This window comes from Bradyrhizobium sp. CCBAU 11430 (genome assembly GCF_028128855.1).
Classification (GTDB): domain Bacteria; phylum Pseudomonadota; class Alphaproteobacteria; order Rhizobiales; family Xanthobacteraceae; genus Bradyrhizobium; species Bradyrhizobium ottawaense.
This window is the reverse complement of the sequence record NZ_LBJV01000067.1, coordinates 1-14241: the sequence shown is the minus strand read 5'-3', so window position 1 is coordinate 14241 and position 14241 is coordinate 1. Positions and strand designations below refer to the sequence as shown.

At 64.6% G+C, this 14241-nt stretch carries 16 protein-coding genes; 4 read left to right on the top strand and 12 right to left on the bottom strand.

Annotated features, from left to right (window positions below):
• Window positions 1-390: 390 nt before the first annotated feature.
• The 8 genes from XI04_RS26270 to fliI form a co-directional block, all read right to left on the bottom strand.
• Window positions 391-1197 (bottom strand): transglutaminase-like domain-containing protein, encoded by an 807-nt coding sequence (locus XI04_RS26270; protein WP_028142196.1) that lies wholly within the window; start codon window positions 1195-1197, stop codon window positions 391-393.
• 78 nt (window positions 1198-1275) lie between these two features.
• Window positions 1276-1449 carry a DUF3606 domain-containing protein gene (locus XI04_RS26265; protein WP_081494336.1) on the bottom strand — a complete coding sequence of 58 codons (174 nt, stop codon included), beginning with the start codon at window positions 1447-1449 and terminating at the stop codon, window positions 1276-1278.
• Window positions 1450-1644: 195 nt separating this feature from the next.
• On the bottom strand, window positions 1645-2868 hold the full coding sequence (locus XI04_RS26260) for an NAD(P)/FAD-dependent oxidoreductase (RefSeq protein ID WP_212476343.1): 1224 nt from the start codon (window positions 2866-2868) through the stop codon (window positions 1645-1647).
• A 132-nt stretch (window positions 2869-3000) separates the two neighbouring features.
• Window positions 3001-3960: a helix-turn-helix transcriptional regulator gene (locus tag XI04_RS26255; RefSeq protein ID WP_028142193.1), complete on the bottom strand. Its 960-nt coding sequence runs from the start codon at window positions 3958-3960 to the stop codon at window positions 3001-3003.
• Window positions 3961-4134: 174 nt separating this feature from the next.
• A complete protein-coding gene (locus tag XI04_RS26250) occupies window positions 4135-5184 on the bottom strand; it encodes an anti-sigma factor (RefSeq protein WP_152103516.1) in 1050 nt (349 codons plus the stop codon).
• Between the two features lie 37 nt (window positions 5185-5221).
• Window positions 5222-5767 (bottom strand): sigma-70 family RNA polymerase sigma factor, encoded by a 546-nt coding sequence (locus XI04_RS26245; RefSeq protein WP_028142191.1) that lies wholly within the window; start codon window positions 5765-5767, stop codon window positions 5222-5224.
• Between the two features lie 181 nt (window positions 5768-5948).
• The gene (gene fliJ, locus XI04_RS26240) at window positions 5949-6368 is read right to left on the bottom strand and encodes a flagellar export protein FliJ (protein WP_008138882.1); all 420 of its coding nucleotides are present in this window, start codon (window positions 6366-6368) and stop codon (window positions 5949-5951) included.
• Between the two features lie 121 nt (window positions 6369-6489).
• A complete protein-coding gene (gene fliI, locus XI04_RS26235) occupies window positions 6490-7815 on the bottom strand; it encodes a flagellar protein export ATPase FliI (RefSeq protein WP_028142190.1) in 1326 nt (441 codons plus the stop codon).
• Between the two features lie 440 nt (window positions 7816-8255).
• Here fliI and ctrA point away from each other — a divergent pair, with 440 nt between their 5' ends.
• From ctrA to XI04_RS26215, 4 genes are all read left to right on the top strand, one after another.
• Window positions 8256-8957: a response regulator transcription factor CtrA gene (gene ctrA, locus XI04_RS26230; protein ID WP_008138878.1), complete on the top strand. Its 702-nt coding sequence runs from the start codon at window positions 8256-8258 to the stop codon at window positions 8955-8957.
• 173 nt (window positions 8958-9130) lie between these two features.
• Window positions 9131-9535 (top strand): DUF350 domain-containing protein, encoded by a 405-nt coding sequence (locus XI04_RS26225; protein ID WP_028142189.1) that lies wholly within the window; start codon window positions 9131-9133, stop codon window positions 9533-9535.
• A 1-nt stretch (window position 9536) separates the two neighbouring features.
• Window positions 9537-9941 carry a hypothetical protein gene (locus XI04_RS26220; protein WP_271608356.1) on the top strand — a complete coding sequence of 135 codons (405 nt, stop codon included), beginning with the start codon at window positions 9537-9539 and terminating at the stop codon, window positions 9939-9941.
• A 3-nt stretch (window positions 9942-9944) separates the two neighbouring features.
• Window positions 9945-11105: a glutathionylspermidine synthase family protein gene (locus XI04_RS26215; RefSeq protein WP_028142187.1), complete on the top strand. Its 1161-nt coding sequence runs from the start codon at window positions 9945-9947 to the stop codon at window positions 11103-11105.
• A 291-nt stretch (window positions 11106-11396) separates the two neighbouring features.
• Here the strand turns inward: XI04_RS26215 and XI04_RS26210 are convergent, their stop codons facing one another.
• The 4 genes from XI04_RS26210 to XI04_RS26195 form a co-directional block, all read right to left on the bottom strand.
• A complete protein-coding gene (locus XI04_RS26210) occupies window positions 11397-12269 on the bottom strand; it encodes a CheR family methyltransferase (RefSeq protein ID WP_028142186.1) in 873 nt (290 codons plus the stop codon).
• The gene (locus XI04_RS26205; RefSeq protein ID WP_028142185.1) at window positions 12266-13456 is read right to left on the bottom strand and encodes a protein-glutamate methylesterase/protein-glutamine glutaminase; all 1191 of its coding nucleotides are present in this window, start codon (window positions 13454-13456) and stop codon (window positions 12266-12268) included. Before XI04_RS26205 ends, XI04_RS26210 begins: the two co-directional genes overlap by 4 nt.
• Before the next feature lie 74 nt (window positions 13457-13530).
• Window positions 13531-13896, bottom strand: coding sequence for a response regulator (locus XI04_RS26200; RefSeq protein WP_007600538.1), 366 nt, complete (start codon window positions 13894-13896; stop codon window positions 13531-13533).
• A 73-nt stretch (window positions 13897-13969) separates the two neighbouring features.
• A partial coding sequence (locus XI04_RS26195; protein ID WP_271623797.1) for a chemotaxis protein CheW occupies window positions 13970-14241 on the bottom strand: 272 nt, incomplete at its 5' end.

Below are 14241 nucleotides of genomic sequence, written 5' to 3'. Positions count from 1 at the left end.
ACGAAGATTGCCGGAACCCCGTAGGCATCCCTGATGATCGCCGTGTTTGCCATTTTGGGCTCCCGTTAGCTTGAACTGGCTCAACGCCGCGGTTTGCAGTTCTGACGCATGGTGATTGAACCGACTTGCCGCTACAAAATGGCCGTCACCGCAATCAGCAGCACGAGAAAGACCGGCACCAACAAAGGTGGTACGAGCCACTCACGAATGTCGAATTTGTCGAAATCTGACATCTGACCGCCTTCTCTTGGGTTGAGGCGGGAGCGCGAAGCTCTCAGTCACCGATAACGGCCACGTAGCGCACGGTGATGCGAACTGTGTAGCAGTCTTCTAATCAGTTAGCGAGATCAATCTCAGCCGCCTGGCACCCAATCGCCCAAGGCGAGCGCTCTACACAAGTTCATCAGTCCACACCTTGAAGCTGACGAGCGTGTTGGGTCCGAAAGTCTGGGCAATCGGAACATCCGCCGCATCGCGGCCTTGTGCAATCAGGACGCGCCCAATTCGCGGAGTGTTGTTGCGTGCATCGAATGTGTACCAGCGACCGCCAAGATAGGCTTCGAACCAGCCTGCAAAGTCTCCGGGGGCGTGGGGCGGCGGGATGCCGATGTCGCCGAGATAGCCGGTGCAATAGCGCGCTGGAATGTTCAAGCAACGGCAGAATGCAATGGCAAGATGCGCATAGTCGCGACAGACGCCCTTGCCCTCGTTGAATACGTCCCAAGCCGTCATGGTGGCCCGCGCATGCTGGTAGCCGAATGCGATGTGATTGTGCACGAAATCGCAGATCGCCTGGACCCGTGACCAACCCGGCGCCACGTTCTCGAACAGCTTCCATGCGATGTCGGAAAGCCGATCGGTTTCGCAGTAGCGGCTGCCAAGCAGATAGACGATGGTATCAGGTGGCAGATCCTGCACCGCGCATTGCGTGGCGGAAGGCACAATGACATCAGGCAGCCCGCTATCGCGCACTGTGCCGTTGGCGGAAAGACGCATGCGGCCGGCGGGCGCGACAAATCGATTGCACCAGTTTCCAAAGCCGTCGCGGTAGGGCGAGATCGGCACGGGAGGCTCGGTGATGAGATAATCCGGCACGATGATGTCGGATGCCCGGGTGAAATGCATACCGACGACAGCAATCAATGGTGTGACTTGCTGGAATTCGTAGGTCATCTCGAAGCCAACCTGTATTTTCATGTTCAGGGCCTGCCTCGACTGCATTGACTCGAAATGGCTGCGGGGACGATCGCGTTGGCAACGGCGGCCGGCGGTCCGCTACTTCAAACTAGAGGCCTCCTTGGTGATGGCCGAGATTGAACTGCCAGACTTGCGAACGACGTTGGTAAATTGCTCATCCGATAGCTTGAGCCGCCTGCGCAGGATCCTGACCTGCACTTTATCTCTTAAATCCAGCGAATTGCGGAAATGGGTCGGCTTTGGTCTGTTCATATGTTTCTTTCGCGATGAGGGGATGGACTAGATCGCGCGACCAGGCGGGCGTTACGCCGCTCCTGCTGCGACGGCGACTGTCCGCTGCTCACGAAGATTTTGTCTCCGTCAAGCCAACATTCGCCAGGGAGCGACGTTCCTCCGCTTTTAGGATTATCTGGTCGTGAGCGAAGAGGCAGATACGCACGAGCCAGCTCAACGACGCGGAGCCCCGTAAGTCGGCGGCGGTGCCTGCACCGTCGGCGCAGCGGCGGCGAACAGCTCATCCTTGCTGCCGGTCAGCGGCGGATAGATGCGCTTGCGGTTGATGATGTTCTTGGTCGCCTTCGCAGCCTGACCGGTCGCCTTGACCTCGCGATCCCAGCCCTCGGTATAGAGCGCGCCCCAGCCGCCGAGATCGAGCACGGTCACGTACCAGTCGATCCGCAGCGGCAACATCGGCAGGCCGGCGAGATCGGCGACCACGTTGTGGCCGGCGAAACGGCCCATGGGACGCGCGAACTGGCAGGACATCACGGTCGGATGCAGCCCGTCGACCACGCTCGAGGCGACGTCGCCGGCCGCGAACACGCCACCGACATCGGCAACCCGCATGAAGGGATCGACCAGCAGGCGCCCGAGCCGGTCGCGGGCGTCCGGAAAGCGCGCCGCCAGAGGGCTCGCACGCATCCCGGCACACCAGATCACCGTCTGCGCCGGGATGAACTCGCCGGAGCTCAAGCGAATGCCGGCGGCCTCGACCGAGACGACGCGCACGCCGAGACGCGTCTCGACGTCGAGCGCGGCCAACGCCGTCTCGATGACGGGACGCGCCGGCGCACCGATGGTGGCGCCGACCGCGGGATTGGGATCGACCAGGATGATGCGGCGGCTGCCGGCGATGCCCGCCCGCGCCAGCCTGTCGGGCATCTCGGCTGCGACCTCGATGCCGGTAAAGCCGGCACCGACCACCACGACGGTCGACCGCCCCGGCGCGGGCGCGCTGCGGCCGAGCGAGGCGAGATGGTCCTCGAGGCGGAGCGCCGCAACATAGGTATCGACATCGAAGGCGTGCTCGGCAAGGCCTGGTATGTCGGGACGCATCACCTCGCTGCCGAGCGCCAGCACCAGGCGGTCATAGGCCAGCGTCTGCTCGCCGCTGCTCGTGACCAGCGAAATCTCGCGCCAGGCCGGATCGATGGCTTCGACCTCGCCGATCTCGTGACGGACACCGACGGGATCGAGCAGCTTCGGCAACGGTATCGCGACCTCGCGGAGATCGACCTCGTAATTGCGCACCCGGATGTTGTGATAGGGATTGCGATCGATCACGCAGATCTCGATGTCGCTGACAGCACCGATCTCGTCGCGCTTGCGCGCGGCACCGATGGCCGCCCACAGGCCTGCAAATCCGGCGCCGAGCACGACGATACGCGCCATGTCCGTTGACTGCACTTTCCCAATGGAACGACGAGCGAACAACAAGCGATCGAGCGGTCTACCCGCACAGGTAGATATAGCTCATCGCCGCCAACGGGCCAACCGTGATCCGCAGAACGAAACCGGCGCGCCTCACGCCTCGCGCAATTCCGACGGTGTCGCGCCAAAGCGCTTGCGGAATGCACGGTTGAAATAGGACAAATCGGAAAAGCCCGAGGAATGTGCGATGTCGCTGATCTTGCGCGTCCTGGCGCGGGGATCGCCGAGCAGCTTGCGTGCCTGCAGCAGGCGCTGCTCCAGCACGAATTCGGTGAAGGTCGTGCCGGCCTGCTCGAACAGGCGTTGCGCCTGGCGCGGGCTGAGGCCCGAGCGCGTCGCGACCTCGGACAGGCAGAGATCGTTGCGGCCGAGCGCGGCCATCACATCGGCGCGCATGAGGTCGAGGCGCGCCGCCGCATGGCCGCGGCCGCGCGCAAGGCTGGCATGCTCGGCATCGGTGCCGAGCAGGAGGCCGACGAGATCGACCATATGCTGCGCGGTCAGGCGCTGGCCCACCGCGTCGAGATGCGGCGCGTGATTGGCGGCGAGCGCGTGGTAGCGGAAGATGGTCTCTGCGACGGCACCATCGCTGAGCACTTGCGACAGCTTGTCCTCGGCACGCGGACTGATGTCGAGCAACGCGCGGCGCGGCATGCGGATGGTGGTGAAGCGGTTTTCATCGGTGTGACCGACGGTGCCGGTGATGCTCATGTCGACGAGCACCATTTGCGCGGGCGCAAGCTCCACGGTGTGGCCGTTCTGCCCGACACGCACGAGGCCGGCATGTGCGGCGATCAGCACGAGGTCGTCGCTGCCGTCGGCAAGGTGGCTCTGGGTGCGGGAATATTGCGCGGAGGCGCCTTCCGGAATGGCGAGCGCGATGTTGTCGACCACGCTGATCTGGAGCCGGCAATCGATGCTGTCGCCATGACTCGGCCCGATATCGAGGCCGCAGGCCCCGAAAGCCCGCTCGCGCCAATGTTCGAACGCAGGGCCGTGCGGCAGTCCCGTGTATTGGTGAACGAAGATGCCGGACGTTTTCGCTGCATCCATCTGATTTCTAGCCCCTCTCCGGCGTCACGATCGGCGGCGCCGACTGCAAATTCCGGGGATTTGACGCCGCAAATTGCGGTGAGGTTCAAATCGGGGGCGGATTCAGGCAGACTTGTCGGGATGCGACGGCGAAGCGGACCCTGGCGACAGGGTCGTAGCCCGCATGAACGGCACCTATTTCTTCGCGGGCGCCTGCGGCTGGGACGGCGGCACGGTCTCGATCAGCTTGCCGGAAAACACCGGGGCCGAGGTCGGCCGGCCGTCGGGCGAGCCGCCGGCCTGCTCGACGGTGACCGCGTAGGTCGCGCCGTTGACGACGTCGGCATCATAGGAGGCGAGCAGCGGACGCGCGGTGAATTCACCCGCGCCGATCACGCCGAGCGAGCGCGGGCGCGGCAGCTTGTCGGAGATCAGCCAGAGTTCGAAGCTCTTGCCGGGCTCCGGCGTCGCGCCGACCTTGCGTACCGTGAAATTCCGCGTCGCGCCGTCGATGGTGAGGATGAAGGCGGGGCCACCGCCCTGGCCCTGCAGCAGCGCGACATATTGCGCCGCGGCGGCGAGCGGCGCGGCCGGCGTCTTCACTTCCACCGTCTGGATGCGCGGCGCGGGGCGTAAAGCCCCCGGCAGCGCGTCGGGCAGGAAGATCTGAAGCGACAGCGTCACCAGCAGCGCAGCCGCGAGCGCGCCGACCGCGGATGCGATCGAGCGCCAGCGCTTCACGCGGCCCTCGAGACGGATCACGTTGGTGTCGTCGGCGATGGGCACCTGCGGCGTCCGGACGACCTCAGGATCGGGCGCATGGACCTGCGGCATGAACACCGGCGCGATGTCGGGTATCACATCGGATCCGGAGCGCATCGGCTCGGGCTGCTCTGCTTCGGGAGGCTGCGGCTCCGGTTGCGGTCCCTGCTCCAGCGGCGCTTCCGGCGGCGCGGCCTCGACGGGCGGGATTGGCGGCGGTACGATTTCGGCCAGACCGGGCGGCTGCTGCGCAAGCGCCGTGCGCGCGATCTCGGACCTGATGTTCTCCCACACGATCGGACGCGGCTCGACCGAGCCGACCATCTGGTTGAGGGCGCCGAGCCGATAGGCCCAGGCCTGCACGATGTCGGCGAACGCCGGGTCCACCGCCATCATGGTCTCGACCTGCGCGCGCTCATCGGCATCGAGGGTGCCGAGCGCATATTCCGCGGCGAGCGCGATATGGTCCTCCGAGTAGGCCATCACATGCAGTCCAGAACCACCCTCACAGTATAAACCCTCATAGTCCGAGGCACTCCCGGATATCCAACATGCTGCGCCGGAGCCACGTCTTCACCGTGTTGACGGGAGCGGCGAATTTCTCCGCCAATTGCTCGCGGCTCCAGCCGTTGTAATAGGCGAGAAGCACGAGCCGCTGACGGTCCGGCTCGAGCCGGCCGACGCATTCCAGCAGCCGCTTCAACTCTTCGGTCATCTCCCGGCGCGCCAGCGGATCGGGGCTGTCGGCCGCGACCTCCATCGCCTGAGGCTCTTCCTCGATCGAGACCTCAGACTTCTTGCGCACGATGTCGATCGCACGGTTGCGCGCAATCGAGGCCATCCACGTGATCGGCGACGACAGCGCCGGATTGAACCCGCCGGCACCGTTCCAGATCTTGACGTAGGTCTCCTGAATGACCTCCTCTGCGAGATCCTGTCGGCGCAAGATACGGAGCACGACGCCATAAAGTTTCGCGCGCGTGGCGGCGTAGAGGCGCTCGAACGCCGTCTGATCGCCCTTCGCCACCGCCTCGATCAACCCGACCAGCTCTGCTGGCGTCAGCATTCAGCCCCCCGACACGCGGGCCATCGCGTTCCGCGCAGGCCCCGGCACTTCGCTACCATAGCGCGCGGCCAAGCCGTCCACCAAGGGGTGCGGCGCCACACTGTGGATAGCACATGCGAAAACCCGGACCTTGCGGGTCCGGGTTTGGCAATAATTCCAGGATGGTCTGGCGGCTAGCGGCTCAGGCGACGGCGCCGATGCGGGCGCGCATCAGGCCGATGCTGTCGAGATCGGCCTGCTCGCGCGCATTTTCCTCGGCGCGCTCGCGGGCCTGGTCGCGCTCGTCCAGGAGCTCGACCTTCTTGAGCTCCTCGAAGGCCTCGGCCAGCGCGGCCTTGGCTTCGTCGAGCTGGCCCTTGAGCTCGTCCGCCGAGCGGGTCAGGTTCTCGCGGCGCTGAATGGCGGCCTTGGCATAGGTCGGATAGGCGAAGTGCGAGGGATCGTTGATCCCGGCTCGCTCCTGCTCGGTCGTGATCTCGCGCTCGAGATCGGTCGACATCCGCTGGAAGTCGGCGATCATGGTCTCGATCTGGGTGACCCGGCGGCGCTTCTCGTCGACCTGAAACTTCTTCAGGCGGATGAGGGTATCTCGTGACTTCATCGACTCGTACTCCCCAGAAGTCCCCTCGCTGCACGTGGGACGTCACCGGTCTCCCCACAGGCCCAACAGGGGCCAAGACCGGCTCTGCTACTCTGTGGGATGGGATGATGACCTGACAAAGTTAGCGTTCCGTTTCCAAATTACCGAGGATTTGCGCCAATTGGCGATACCCGTCCGCCAGAGACGCATTTTCGTCCTTGCGCTGGCGCAGGAACGCCTCGAGCGGTTCGTGCAGGCGGATCGCCTCGTCGACCTCGGGGCTGGAGCCGGCCCGGTAGGCGCCGAGCCGGATCAATTCCTCCATGTCGGCATAGGTCGCCATCACCGCCCGCGCCTTCTGGATGGTCGGCCAGAACTGCGGGTCGGCCGATTTCGGCATGGTGCGGGAGACGGATTTGAGGATGTTGATGGCGGGGTAGCGGCCGCGCTCGGCGATCGAGCGCTGCATCACGATGTGGCCGTCGAGGATGCCGCGGACCGCATCGGCGATCGGCTCGTTATGGTCGTCGCCGTCGACCAGCACCGTGAAGATCGCGGTGATGGCGCCCTCCCCCAGGCCCGGTCCGGCGCGCTCCAGCAGTTTCGGCAGCTCGGTGAAGACGGTCGGCGTGTAGCCCTTGGCCGTCGGCGGCTCGCCGGCGGACAGGCCGATCTCGCGCTGGGCCATGGCAAAGCGCGTCACCGAGTCCATCAGGCAGAGCACGTCCTGATCCTCGTCGCGGAAATATTCGGCGACCGCGAGCGTCAGATACGCCGCCTGGCGGCGCATCAGCGCCGGCTCGTCGGAGGTTGCGACCACGACGACGGAACGGGCGAGGCCCTCCTCGCCGAGGTCGTCCTGGAGGAATTCCTGAACCTCGCGGCCGCGTTCGCCGATCAGCCCGATGACGCTGACCGCGGCATCGACGTTGCGCGCGAGCATCGACAGCAGCACCGATTTGCCGACGCCGGACCCTGCGAAGATGCCCATGCGCTGGCCGCGGCAGCAGGTGAGGAAGGTGTTCATGGCGCGCACGCCGAGATCGAGCGGGGCGCCGACACGCTTGCGCGAATGCGCCGGGGGCGGCGCATTGCGGAACGGCATCGGCGAGGCGCCCTGCGGCAGCGGTCCCTTGCCGTCGATCGGCTCGCCCAGCGCGTTGACGACGCGGCCGAGCCAGGCCGACGACGGTCGCACCAGATTGGCGGCATTGGCGATGACGGCCTTGCAGCCGCGGCGCACGCCGTCGAGGCCGGCGAACGGCATCACGACAGCATTGTTGCCGGAGAAGCCGATCACCTCGCAGGGAATCGAACGGTTGGCGCCGGTCTCGATCACCAGCCGCGCGCCGACCGACATCGCATGAATCGGGCCGGCCACCTCGACCATCAGGCCGCGGACACCGACGACGCGGCCATAGATATTGATGCCGTCGATGTCGCCGATCTGTTCGGCAAGCGCCTTCATAAGGGAGCCTTCATTAAGGACCGCGCCTTGGTCATCCCCAGGGTCGCCCTTTGCGATCCCCGGGACTTCACGGTGAAAACCTTAAGTTTCGCCATATTTCTGAACGGCGCTTAACTTCGTGTTTACCCGCATCATTAATCATTGCGTCACTGTCTTTGTGACTGAGCGTGACTCCCCTTCAGAAGAAGGCTGAGTCGCGGGAGTCGGTTAGGCCCGTCTCTTAAAGTGGAACTTGAACTGAGCTGGGTGACGAAAGCTGCTTCGCGCACAGGACCTTAGGGCGATTCGACAAAAATTGCACCCGGGGGACTTGCGTTCCAGAATCAGGATTTGTTAACCATCTGTTGTCAGGATCCGAATCAGTTGTTCAAAGGCGTTTTGTTGAGTGCCGCGAATGCGGCCGACCTGACGCCCAGGAGCGGCGACTATGGGGAACTGGCATGCGCGTTTTGCTGATTGAAGATGACAGCGCCGTCGCGCAGTCGATCGAGCTGATGCTGAAGTCTGAGAGCTTCAACGTCTACACGACCGATTTGGGGGAAGAAGGCGTCGATCTCGGTAAATTATACGATTACGACATTATCCTTCTCGACCTCAACCTGCCCGACATGTCCGGCTACGACGTGCTCAAGCAGCTTCGGGTCTCCAAGATCAAGACACCGATCCTGATCCTCTCCGGCCTCGCCGGCATCGAGGACAAGGTCAAGGGTCTCGGCGTCGGCGCCGACGACTACATGACCAAGCCCTTCCACAAGGACGAGCTGGTGGCCCGCATCCACGCGATCGTGCGCCGCTCCAAGGGTCACGCCCAGTCGGTCATCCAGACCGGCGACCTCGTCGTCAACCTCGACACCAAGACGGTGGAAGTCGGCGGCCAGCGCGTGCATCTGACCGGCAAGGAATACCAGATGCTGGAGCTGCTCTCGCTCCGCAAGGGCACGACCCTGACCAAGGAAATGTTCCTCAACCATCTCTATGGCGGCATGGACGAGCCCGAGCTGAAGATCATCGACGTCTTCATCTGCAAGCTCCGCAAGAAGCTGGCCAACGCTTCCGAGGGACGCAACTTCATCGAGACCGTGTGGGGCCGCGGCTATGTGCTGCGCGAGCCGCACGAGCACGAAGAGCGCATTCCCGCCTGATCTTCTGGGTTTACGTCGCGGGCCCCTTTCGGGCTCGCTCCTCCCAGCCTGGACCCCGCCGCAAATGGCGGGGTTTTGTTTTTTGGGGACGTGAAGGCGGCTTCGTCGCCGTCCCGCCATTGAACCGCTATGCTCTCCCCGCCGACGAATGGTCGCTGCACGATGGGGGAACGATGATCCTGCAATCACTGGCCGGCCTGCCCGCCTTCCTGGTCTATTTCTGCACCGGGCTGATCGCGATCGTGGCGTATCTGTTCGTCTATACCCGCATCACCGCGCATAACGAGTTCCAGCTGATCCGCGACAACGAGCCGGCCGCGGCGATCGCGCTCGGCCTCAGCCTGCTCGGCTTCGTGGCGCCGCTGGTCAGCGCCATCGCGCATTCGGCCAATGTGCTGGACTGCCTGATCTGGGCGACGATCGCGCTGATCGTGCAGATCATCGTTTTCTTTCTCGTGAGAGTGCCGGTGCCGAAGCTGTCGGAGCGGATCGCCGCCGGCGAGCTTGCGCCCGCGATCTGGCTCGGGCTGTCCTCGCTCGCCGCGGGCCTGCTCAACGCCGCCAGCATGATCTATTGAGATGGCCGACAAACCGTCCAAACAGCAGTTCGGCAAGCGTCGGCCACGCCTGCCACAGCCATTGCCGCTGCCGGCCAAAGAGCCGACGAAGCGCTCAGGCCATGTCGCCCTGCTGGTGATGGGCACGCTCGCGGTCGGCACCACCGCCTACACGATGATGCCGCGGCAGAATTGCGAGCCCACGCCCGGCGCCGTGCCGGGGCAGACGACCACGACCTGCACAAGCAGCAGCGGCAGCAGCTCGTCAGGCGGCAGCAGCTCGCGCTGGTCGTCGCGGTCGAGCTTCTTCAGCAGCGATTCTTCGAGCCATTCTTCGGCGGGAACGTCGTCGTCCGATTCCGGCCACAGCGGCGTCAGCCGCGGCGGCTTCGGCTCGTTCGGCCATGGCTTCTCTGGCGGCGGTTGATCCATGCAGCGCATCAATTGCCTGGAGCGCGACGACTGGCGGGAGACCGCGGCGCAATGCGGCTTCGTCTTCCACACCATCGACGGCGAACGCTATTGGGACGAGCGCGCTTATTACGGCTTCACGCTCGACGAGATCGAGCGCGGCATCGAGACGCCGACCGCCGAGATCGAGGCGATGTGCCTGGAGCTTGCCGGCCGCGTCATCGGCGAGGAGCGGTACCTGCGGCGCTTGCAGATTCCGGAAGCGTTCTGGAGCCTGATCGCCGAGAGCTGGCAGCGCGACGACCGCAGCCTCTATGGCCGGCTCGATTTGAAATTCGACGGCAAGTCGCCGGCAAAACTGCTCGAATACAACGCGGATACGCCGACCTCGATCTTCGAGGCCGCGGTGTTTCAATGGACCTGGCTCGAGCAGGCGATCGAGCGCCGCATCGTCCCTGTTCGCGCCGATCAGTTCAACTCCATCCATGAGCGGTTGATCGCGGCGTGGAAGGAGATCGCCGCGGGCCGTCATGTCCATCTCACCGGCACCACCGACAACTCGGAAGACGCCGGCACGCTCGCTTATCTCGAGGACACCGCGCGCCAGGCCGGCCTCTCGACCAGGTTGCTCGACATCGAAGAGGTCGGCTGGCGCGATGAGCCTGGCGGCTTCGTCGATCTCGACGAGGCCGACATCGCACTCGCCTTCAAGCTCTATCCCTGGGAATGGATGTTCCAGGATTCCTTCGGCGCGAAGCTGAAGGAGGCGCCGACGCGCTGGATCGAGCCGCCGTGGAAAGCGGTGCTCTCCAACAAGGGCATTTTGCCGCTGCTGTGGGAGATGTTTCCGAACCATCCCCATCTGCTGCCGGCGTTCTTCGAGGACGACGCGCGGGCAGCGGAGCTCGGAACGTCGTATGTCCGCAAGCCGCTGCTGTCGCGCGAAGGCGCCAACGTCACGATCGTGTCCGGCGGCGTATCGCTGGACGAGCAGGAAGGTCCCTACGGCGCCGAAGGTTTCGTGCGCCAAGCGCTCTCGCCGCTGCCGAATTTTTCAGGCTTCTATCCGGTGGTGGGAAGCTGGCTGGTGAACCACGAGCCGTGCGGATTGTCGATCCGCGAGGACGAGAGCCCGATCACCGGCAACCGCTCGCGGTTTCTGCCGCATGCGATTTTGTGATTTGTCGTTCCGGGGCGCGACAAAGTCGCGAGCCCGGAATCCATGGTCACAGGCGGATCGAATGGCCCCGCGTCTAACCACCTGCCTGTTACGATGGCTTGTGGTTATGGATTCCGGGCTCGGCGCTGACGCGCCGCCCCGGAATGACGAGGAGAAGATTCACCTCGCAGCAGTATCGTAGGGTGGGCAAAGCGAAGCGTGCCCACCATTTCAGTTGCACAATTGGATCGATGGTGGGCACGGCGCAAGTGCGCCTTTGCCCACCCTACGATTCCTAACGCGTGGAGGAATTCACCTCGCCGCAGCAATCTTCAGCGGCTGCGGCATCAATCCGCCCATGGGGCGGCCGGAGCGTGCGGGGTTGAGCTGGTAGAGACCGCGGCGGTCGGTGATGGGACGGAACGCATCGGTGATACCGACGACGGATTCGGCGGCGCCAAGCAGCAACGTGCCGTCGGCCTCCAGGCCCTTCGCCATCCGCTCGAAGATCACCGCCTTGGTGTCCTGGTCGAAATAGATCAGCACGTTGCGGCAGAAGATCACGTCGAACGTGCCGAGATGGGAGAAGTCCTGCAGCAGATTGAGCTGGCGGAACTGCACCATGGCGCGAATGTCGGCATTGAGCTGCCAGGTCTCGCCGGCTTGCGTGAAATACTTCATCAGGTGCTGGATCGGCAGGCCGCGCTGCACTTCGAACTGGCTGTAGATTCCGGCCTTGGATTTCTCCAGCACCTCCTGCGACAGATCGGTGGCGACGATCTCGATGCGCCAGCCGGCCAACGCTGCGCCCATCTCCTTCACGCACATCGCGATCGAATAGGGCTCCTGACCCGTCGACGACGCCGCCGACCAGATGCGCAAGCTCTTGCGCGCCGCGCGCGCCTTGATCAGGCCCGGCAGGATGGTGTCGCGCAAGTGATCGAAGGGAATCTTGTCGCGGTAGAAGAAGGTCTCGTTGGTGGTCATCGCTTCGACGACGTCGGTGGCAAGCCGGCCGTCGCCGTTCCTGATCTTCAGCACGAGATCGGGAATGCCTGACAGACTCGCCTTGCGCGCCAGCGGCAAGAGCCGGCTCTCGACCAGATATTGCTTGTCAGGGGACAGATCGAGTCCGGAGCGCTCTTTCAGGAACTTACGCAGATAGTCGTAGTCAACCGGCGTCACGCGCGATCTCCCGCGAACAGGCGGTTGACCTTGGCGCCGATCTGGTTGAGCGGCAGGATCGCCGCGCAGATGCCGGCATTGGCCGCCGCGCCCGGCATGCCCCAGACCACGCTGGAGGCTTCGTCCTGCGCGATGACGCTGCCGCCGGCGGCAACGATGTCCTTGCCGCCGCGCATGCCGTCCGAGCCCATGCCGGTCAGGATCACGGAGAGGATGCTGCCGTGCCAGATGTCGATGGCGGAGGTGAAGAGCGGATCGACCGCAGGCTTGCAGAAATTGACGGCGGGGCCGTCGTCGAGCGCGATCACGGTGTCCGCGCCGCTGCGCACCACGCGCATGTGCTTGCCGCCGGGCGCTAGATAAATCCGTCCCGGCTTCACCGGCTCGCCGTCGACCGCCTCAGCTGCCGGCTTACGGCTCGAACGCGCCAGATGCTCGGCAAGAATAGTGGTGAAGGTCGGCGGCATGTGCTGGGTGATCAGCACCGGGAAGCGGTCGATCACCGGGCCGAGCTCGGTGACGAGCGCCATCAGCGCCTGCGGACCGCCGGTCGAGGAGCCGATCAGCAGCACCTTGGGCGCCTGAGGGGAGAACGGGCGCATGGTGAGCGCCCCTGACGACGCAGCGGGCACCGCCGGAACGGGCGCTGTGGGCCGCGCAACAGGACTACGCGGGGCCGGAGCCGGGCTTGCGGGCGCCAGCGGCGGGCTTGCGACCGCGGCCTTGCGACGCAGCCGCGCACCGAGATGGCGGATCTTCTGGATCAGGTCGTGATGAAAGATGTCGGCGGCCGACGCCTCGCGCGTCGATTCCGGCTTCGGAATGTAATCGGCGGCGCCGAGCGACAGTGCCTTGAAGCTGATCTCCGCGTTACGGCGGGTCAGCGTCGAAGCCATGATGATGACGAGATCGCGCTTCTTCGCCAGCAGCTGCGGCAGCGCCGAGATGCCGTCGAGCTCGGGCATTTCGATGTCGAGCACGGCAACGTCGGGATTGATGCGTTCGATCTGGTTGACCGCTTCGAGCCCGGTGCGCAGCGAGGCAGCGACCTCCATGTCGTGCTCGGCACCGATCCAGCGCGAGATCAGACCGCGGATGACGACGGAGTCGTCGACGATCATCACCCGCAGCGGCCCCGCTTCGCGCGAGCCGGTCGTGGTCGAATTACCTGCGAACGCAACACTCATTACTCACCAACTCAGACTGAAAGGGTACAGTTGAAAACGAGCGCCGAAGCATTCTTCGGCCTCCGGCCGATCGCTCAGATAAGGCCGACTTCCTGGAATTTCGCCGTCACAATGTCCTTGTCGAACGGCTTCATGATGTATTCGTTGGCGCCGGCATGCAGCGCGCGCGCGATATGCGCGACGTCGTTCTCGGTGGTGCAGAACACGACCTTGGGCTGATCGCCGCCGGGCATGCGCCTGAGATGGCCGAGGAACTCGTAGCCGTCCATCACGGGCATGTTCCAGTCGAGCAGCACCGCATCGGGCAAGCCGCGCTTGCAAGCCTCCAGCGCCTTCTCACCGTCCTCGGCTTCGAGGATCTGGAAGTCGAGGCCCTCCAGGATCCGGCGCGCAACCTTGCGAATGACGCTGGAATCATCAACGACGAGACAAGTTCGCATGTGAACCTCTGCTTCCTCCCCCTTTGCGGGGGGCACTTCCAATTGCAAGTCCGTCGGCGACGATGCCGCAGTATCAGGCCGCCATCATCTCGGGCGCGAGCTCGAGGACGCGATCGACGTCGAGGACGACCATGAGCTGGCCGTCGAGGCGATGGACGCCGCCGGCGAGCTTGGCCATGCGGGGGTCGAGGTTGACGGGATTTTCTTCCATGCCGGCTTCGGGCAGGCGCAGCACCTCGCCGATCTGGTCGATCAGGAGGCCATAGGATTCGCCGCGGAGGTCAACGCCGACCGCCATCGGCACCTTGCCGTCCTCGGGCTGCGGCAGGCCGAGACGGGCGCGCA

What these genes read in the sequence shown, in the direction of transcription:
- XI04_RS26270 (WP_028142196.1), bottom strand. Translation starts at nt 1,197, where the DNA reads ATGAAAATACAGGTTGGCTTCGAGATGACCTACGAATTCCAGCAAGTC.
- XI04_RS26265 (WP_081494336.1), bottom strand. Translation starts at nt 1,449, where the DNA reads ATGAACAGACCAAAGCCGACCCATTTCCGCAATTCGCTGGATTTAAGA.
- XI04_RS26260 (WP_212476343.1), bottom strand. Translation starts at nt 2,868, where the DNA reads ATGGCGCGTATCGTCGTGCTCGGCGCCGGATTTGCAGGCCTGTGGGCG.
- XI04_RS26255 (WP_028142193.1), bottom strand. Translation starts at nt 3,960, where the DNA reads ATGGATGCAGCGAAAACGTCCGGCATCTTCGTTCACCAATACACGGGA.
- XI04_RS26250 (WP_152103516.1), bottom strand. Translation starts at nt 5,184, where the DNA reads ATGGCCTACTCGGAGGACCATATCGCGCTCGCCGCGGAATATGCGCTC.
- XI04_RS26245 (WP_028142191.1), bottom strand. Translation starts at nt 5,767, where the DNA reads ATGCTGACGCCAGCAGAGCTGGTCGGGTTGATCGAGGCGGTGGCGAAG.
- fliJ (WP_008138882.1), bottom strand. Translation starts at nt 6,368, where the DNA reads ATGAAGTCACGAGATACCCTCATCCGCCTGAAGAAGTTTCAGGTCGAC.
- fliI (WP_028142190.1), bottom strand. Translation starts at nt 7,815, where the DNA reads ATGAAGGCGCTTGCCGAACAGATCGGCGACATCGACGGCATCAATATC.
- ctrA (WP_008138878.1), top strand. Translation starts at nt 8,256, where the DNA reads ATGCGCGTTTTGCTGATTGAAGATGACAGCGCCGTCGCGCAGTCGATC.
- XI04_RS26225 (WP_028142189.1), top strand. Translation starts at nt 9,131, where the DNA reads ATGATCCTGCAATCACTGGCCGGCCTGCCCGCCTTCCTGGTCTATTTC.
- XI04_RS26220 (WP_271608356.1), top strand. Translation starts at nt 9,537, where the DNA reads ATGGCCGACAAACCGTCCAAACAGCAGTTCGGCAAGCGTCGGCCACGC.
- XI04_RS26215 (WP_028142187.1), top strand. Translation starts at nt 9,945, where the DNA reads ATGCAGCGCATCAATTGCCTGGAGCGCGACGACTGGCGGGAGACCGCG.
- XI04_RS26205 (WP_028142185.1), bottom strand. Translation starts at nt 13,456, where the DNA reads ATGAGTGTTGCGTTCGCAGGTAATTCGACCACGACCGGCTCGCGCGAA.
- XI04_RS26200 (WP_007600538.1), bottom strand. Translation starts at nt 13,896, where the DNA reads ATGCGAACTTGTCTCGTCGTTGATGATTCCAGCGTCATTCGCAAGGTT.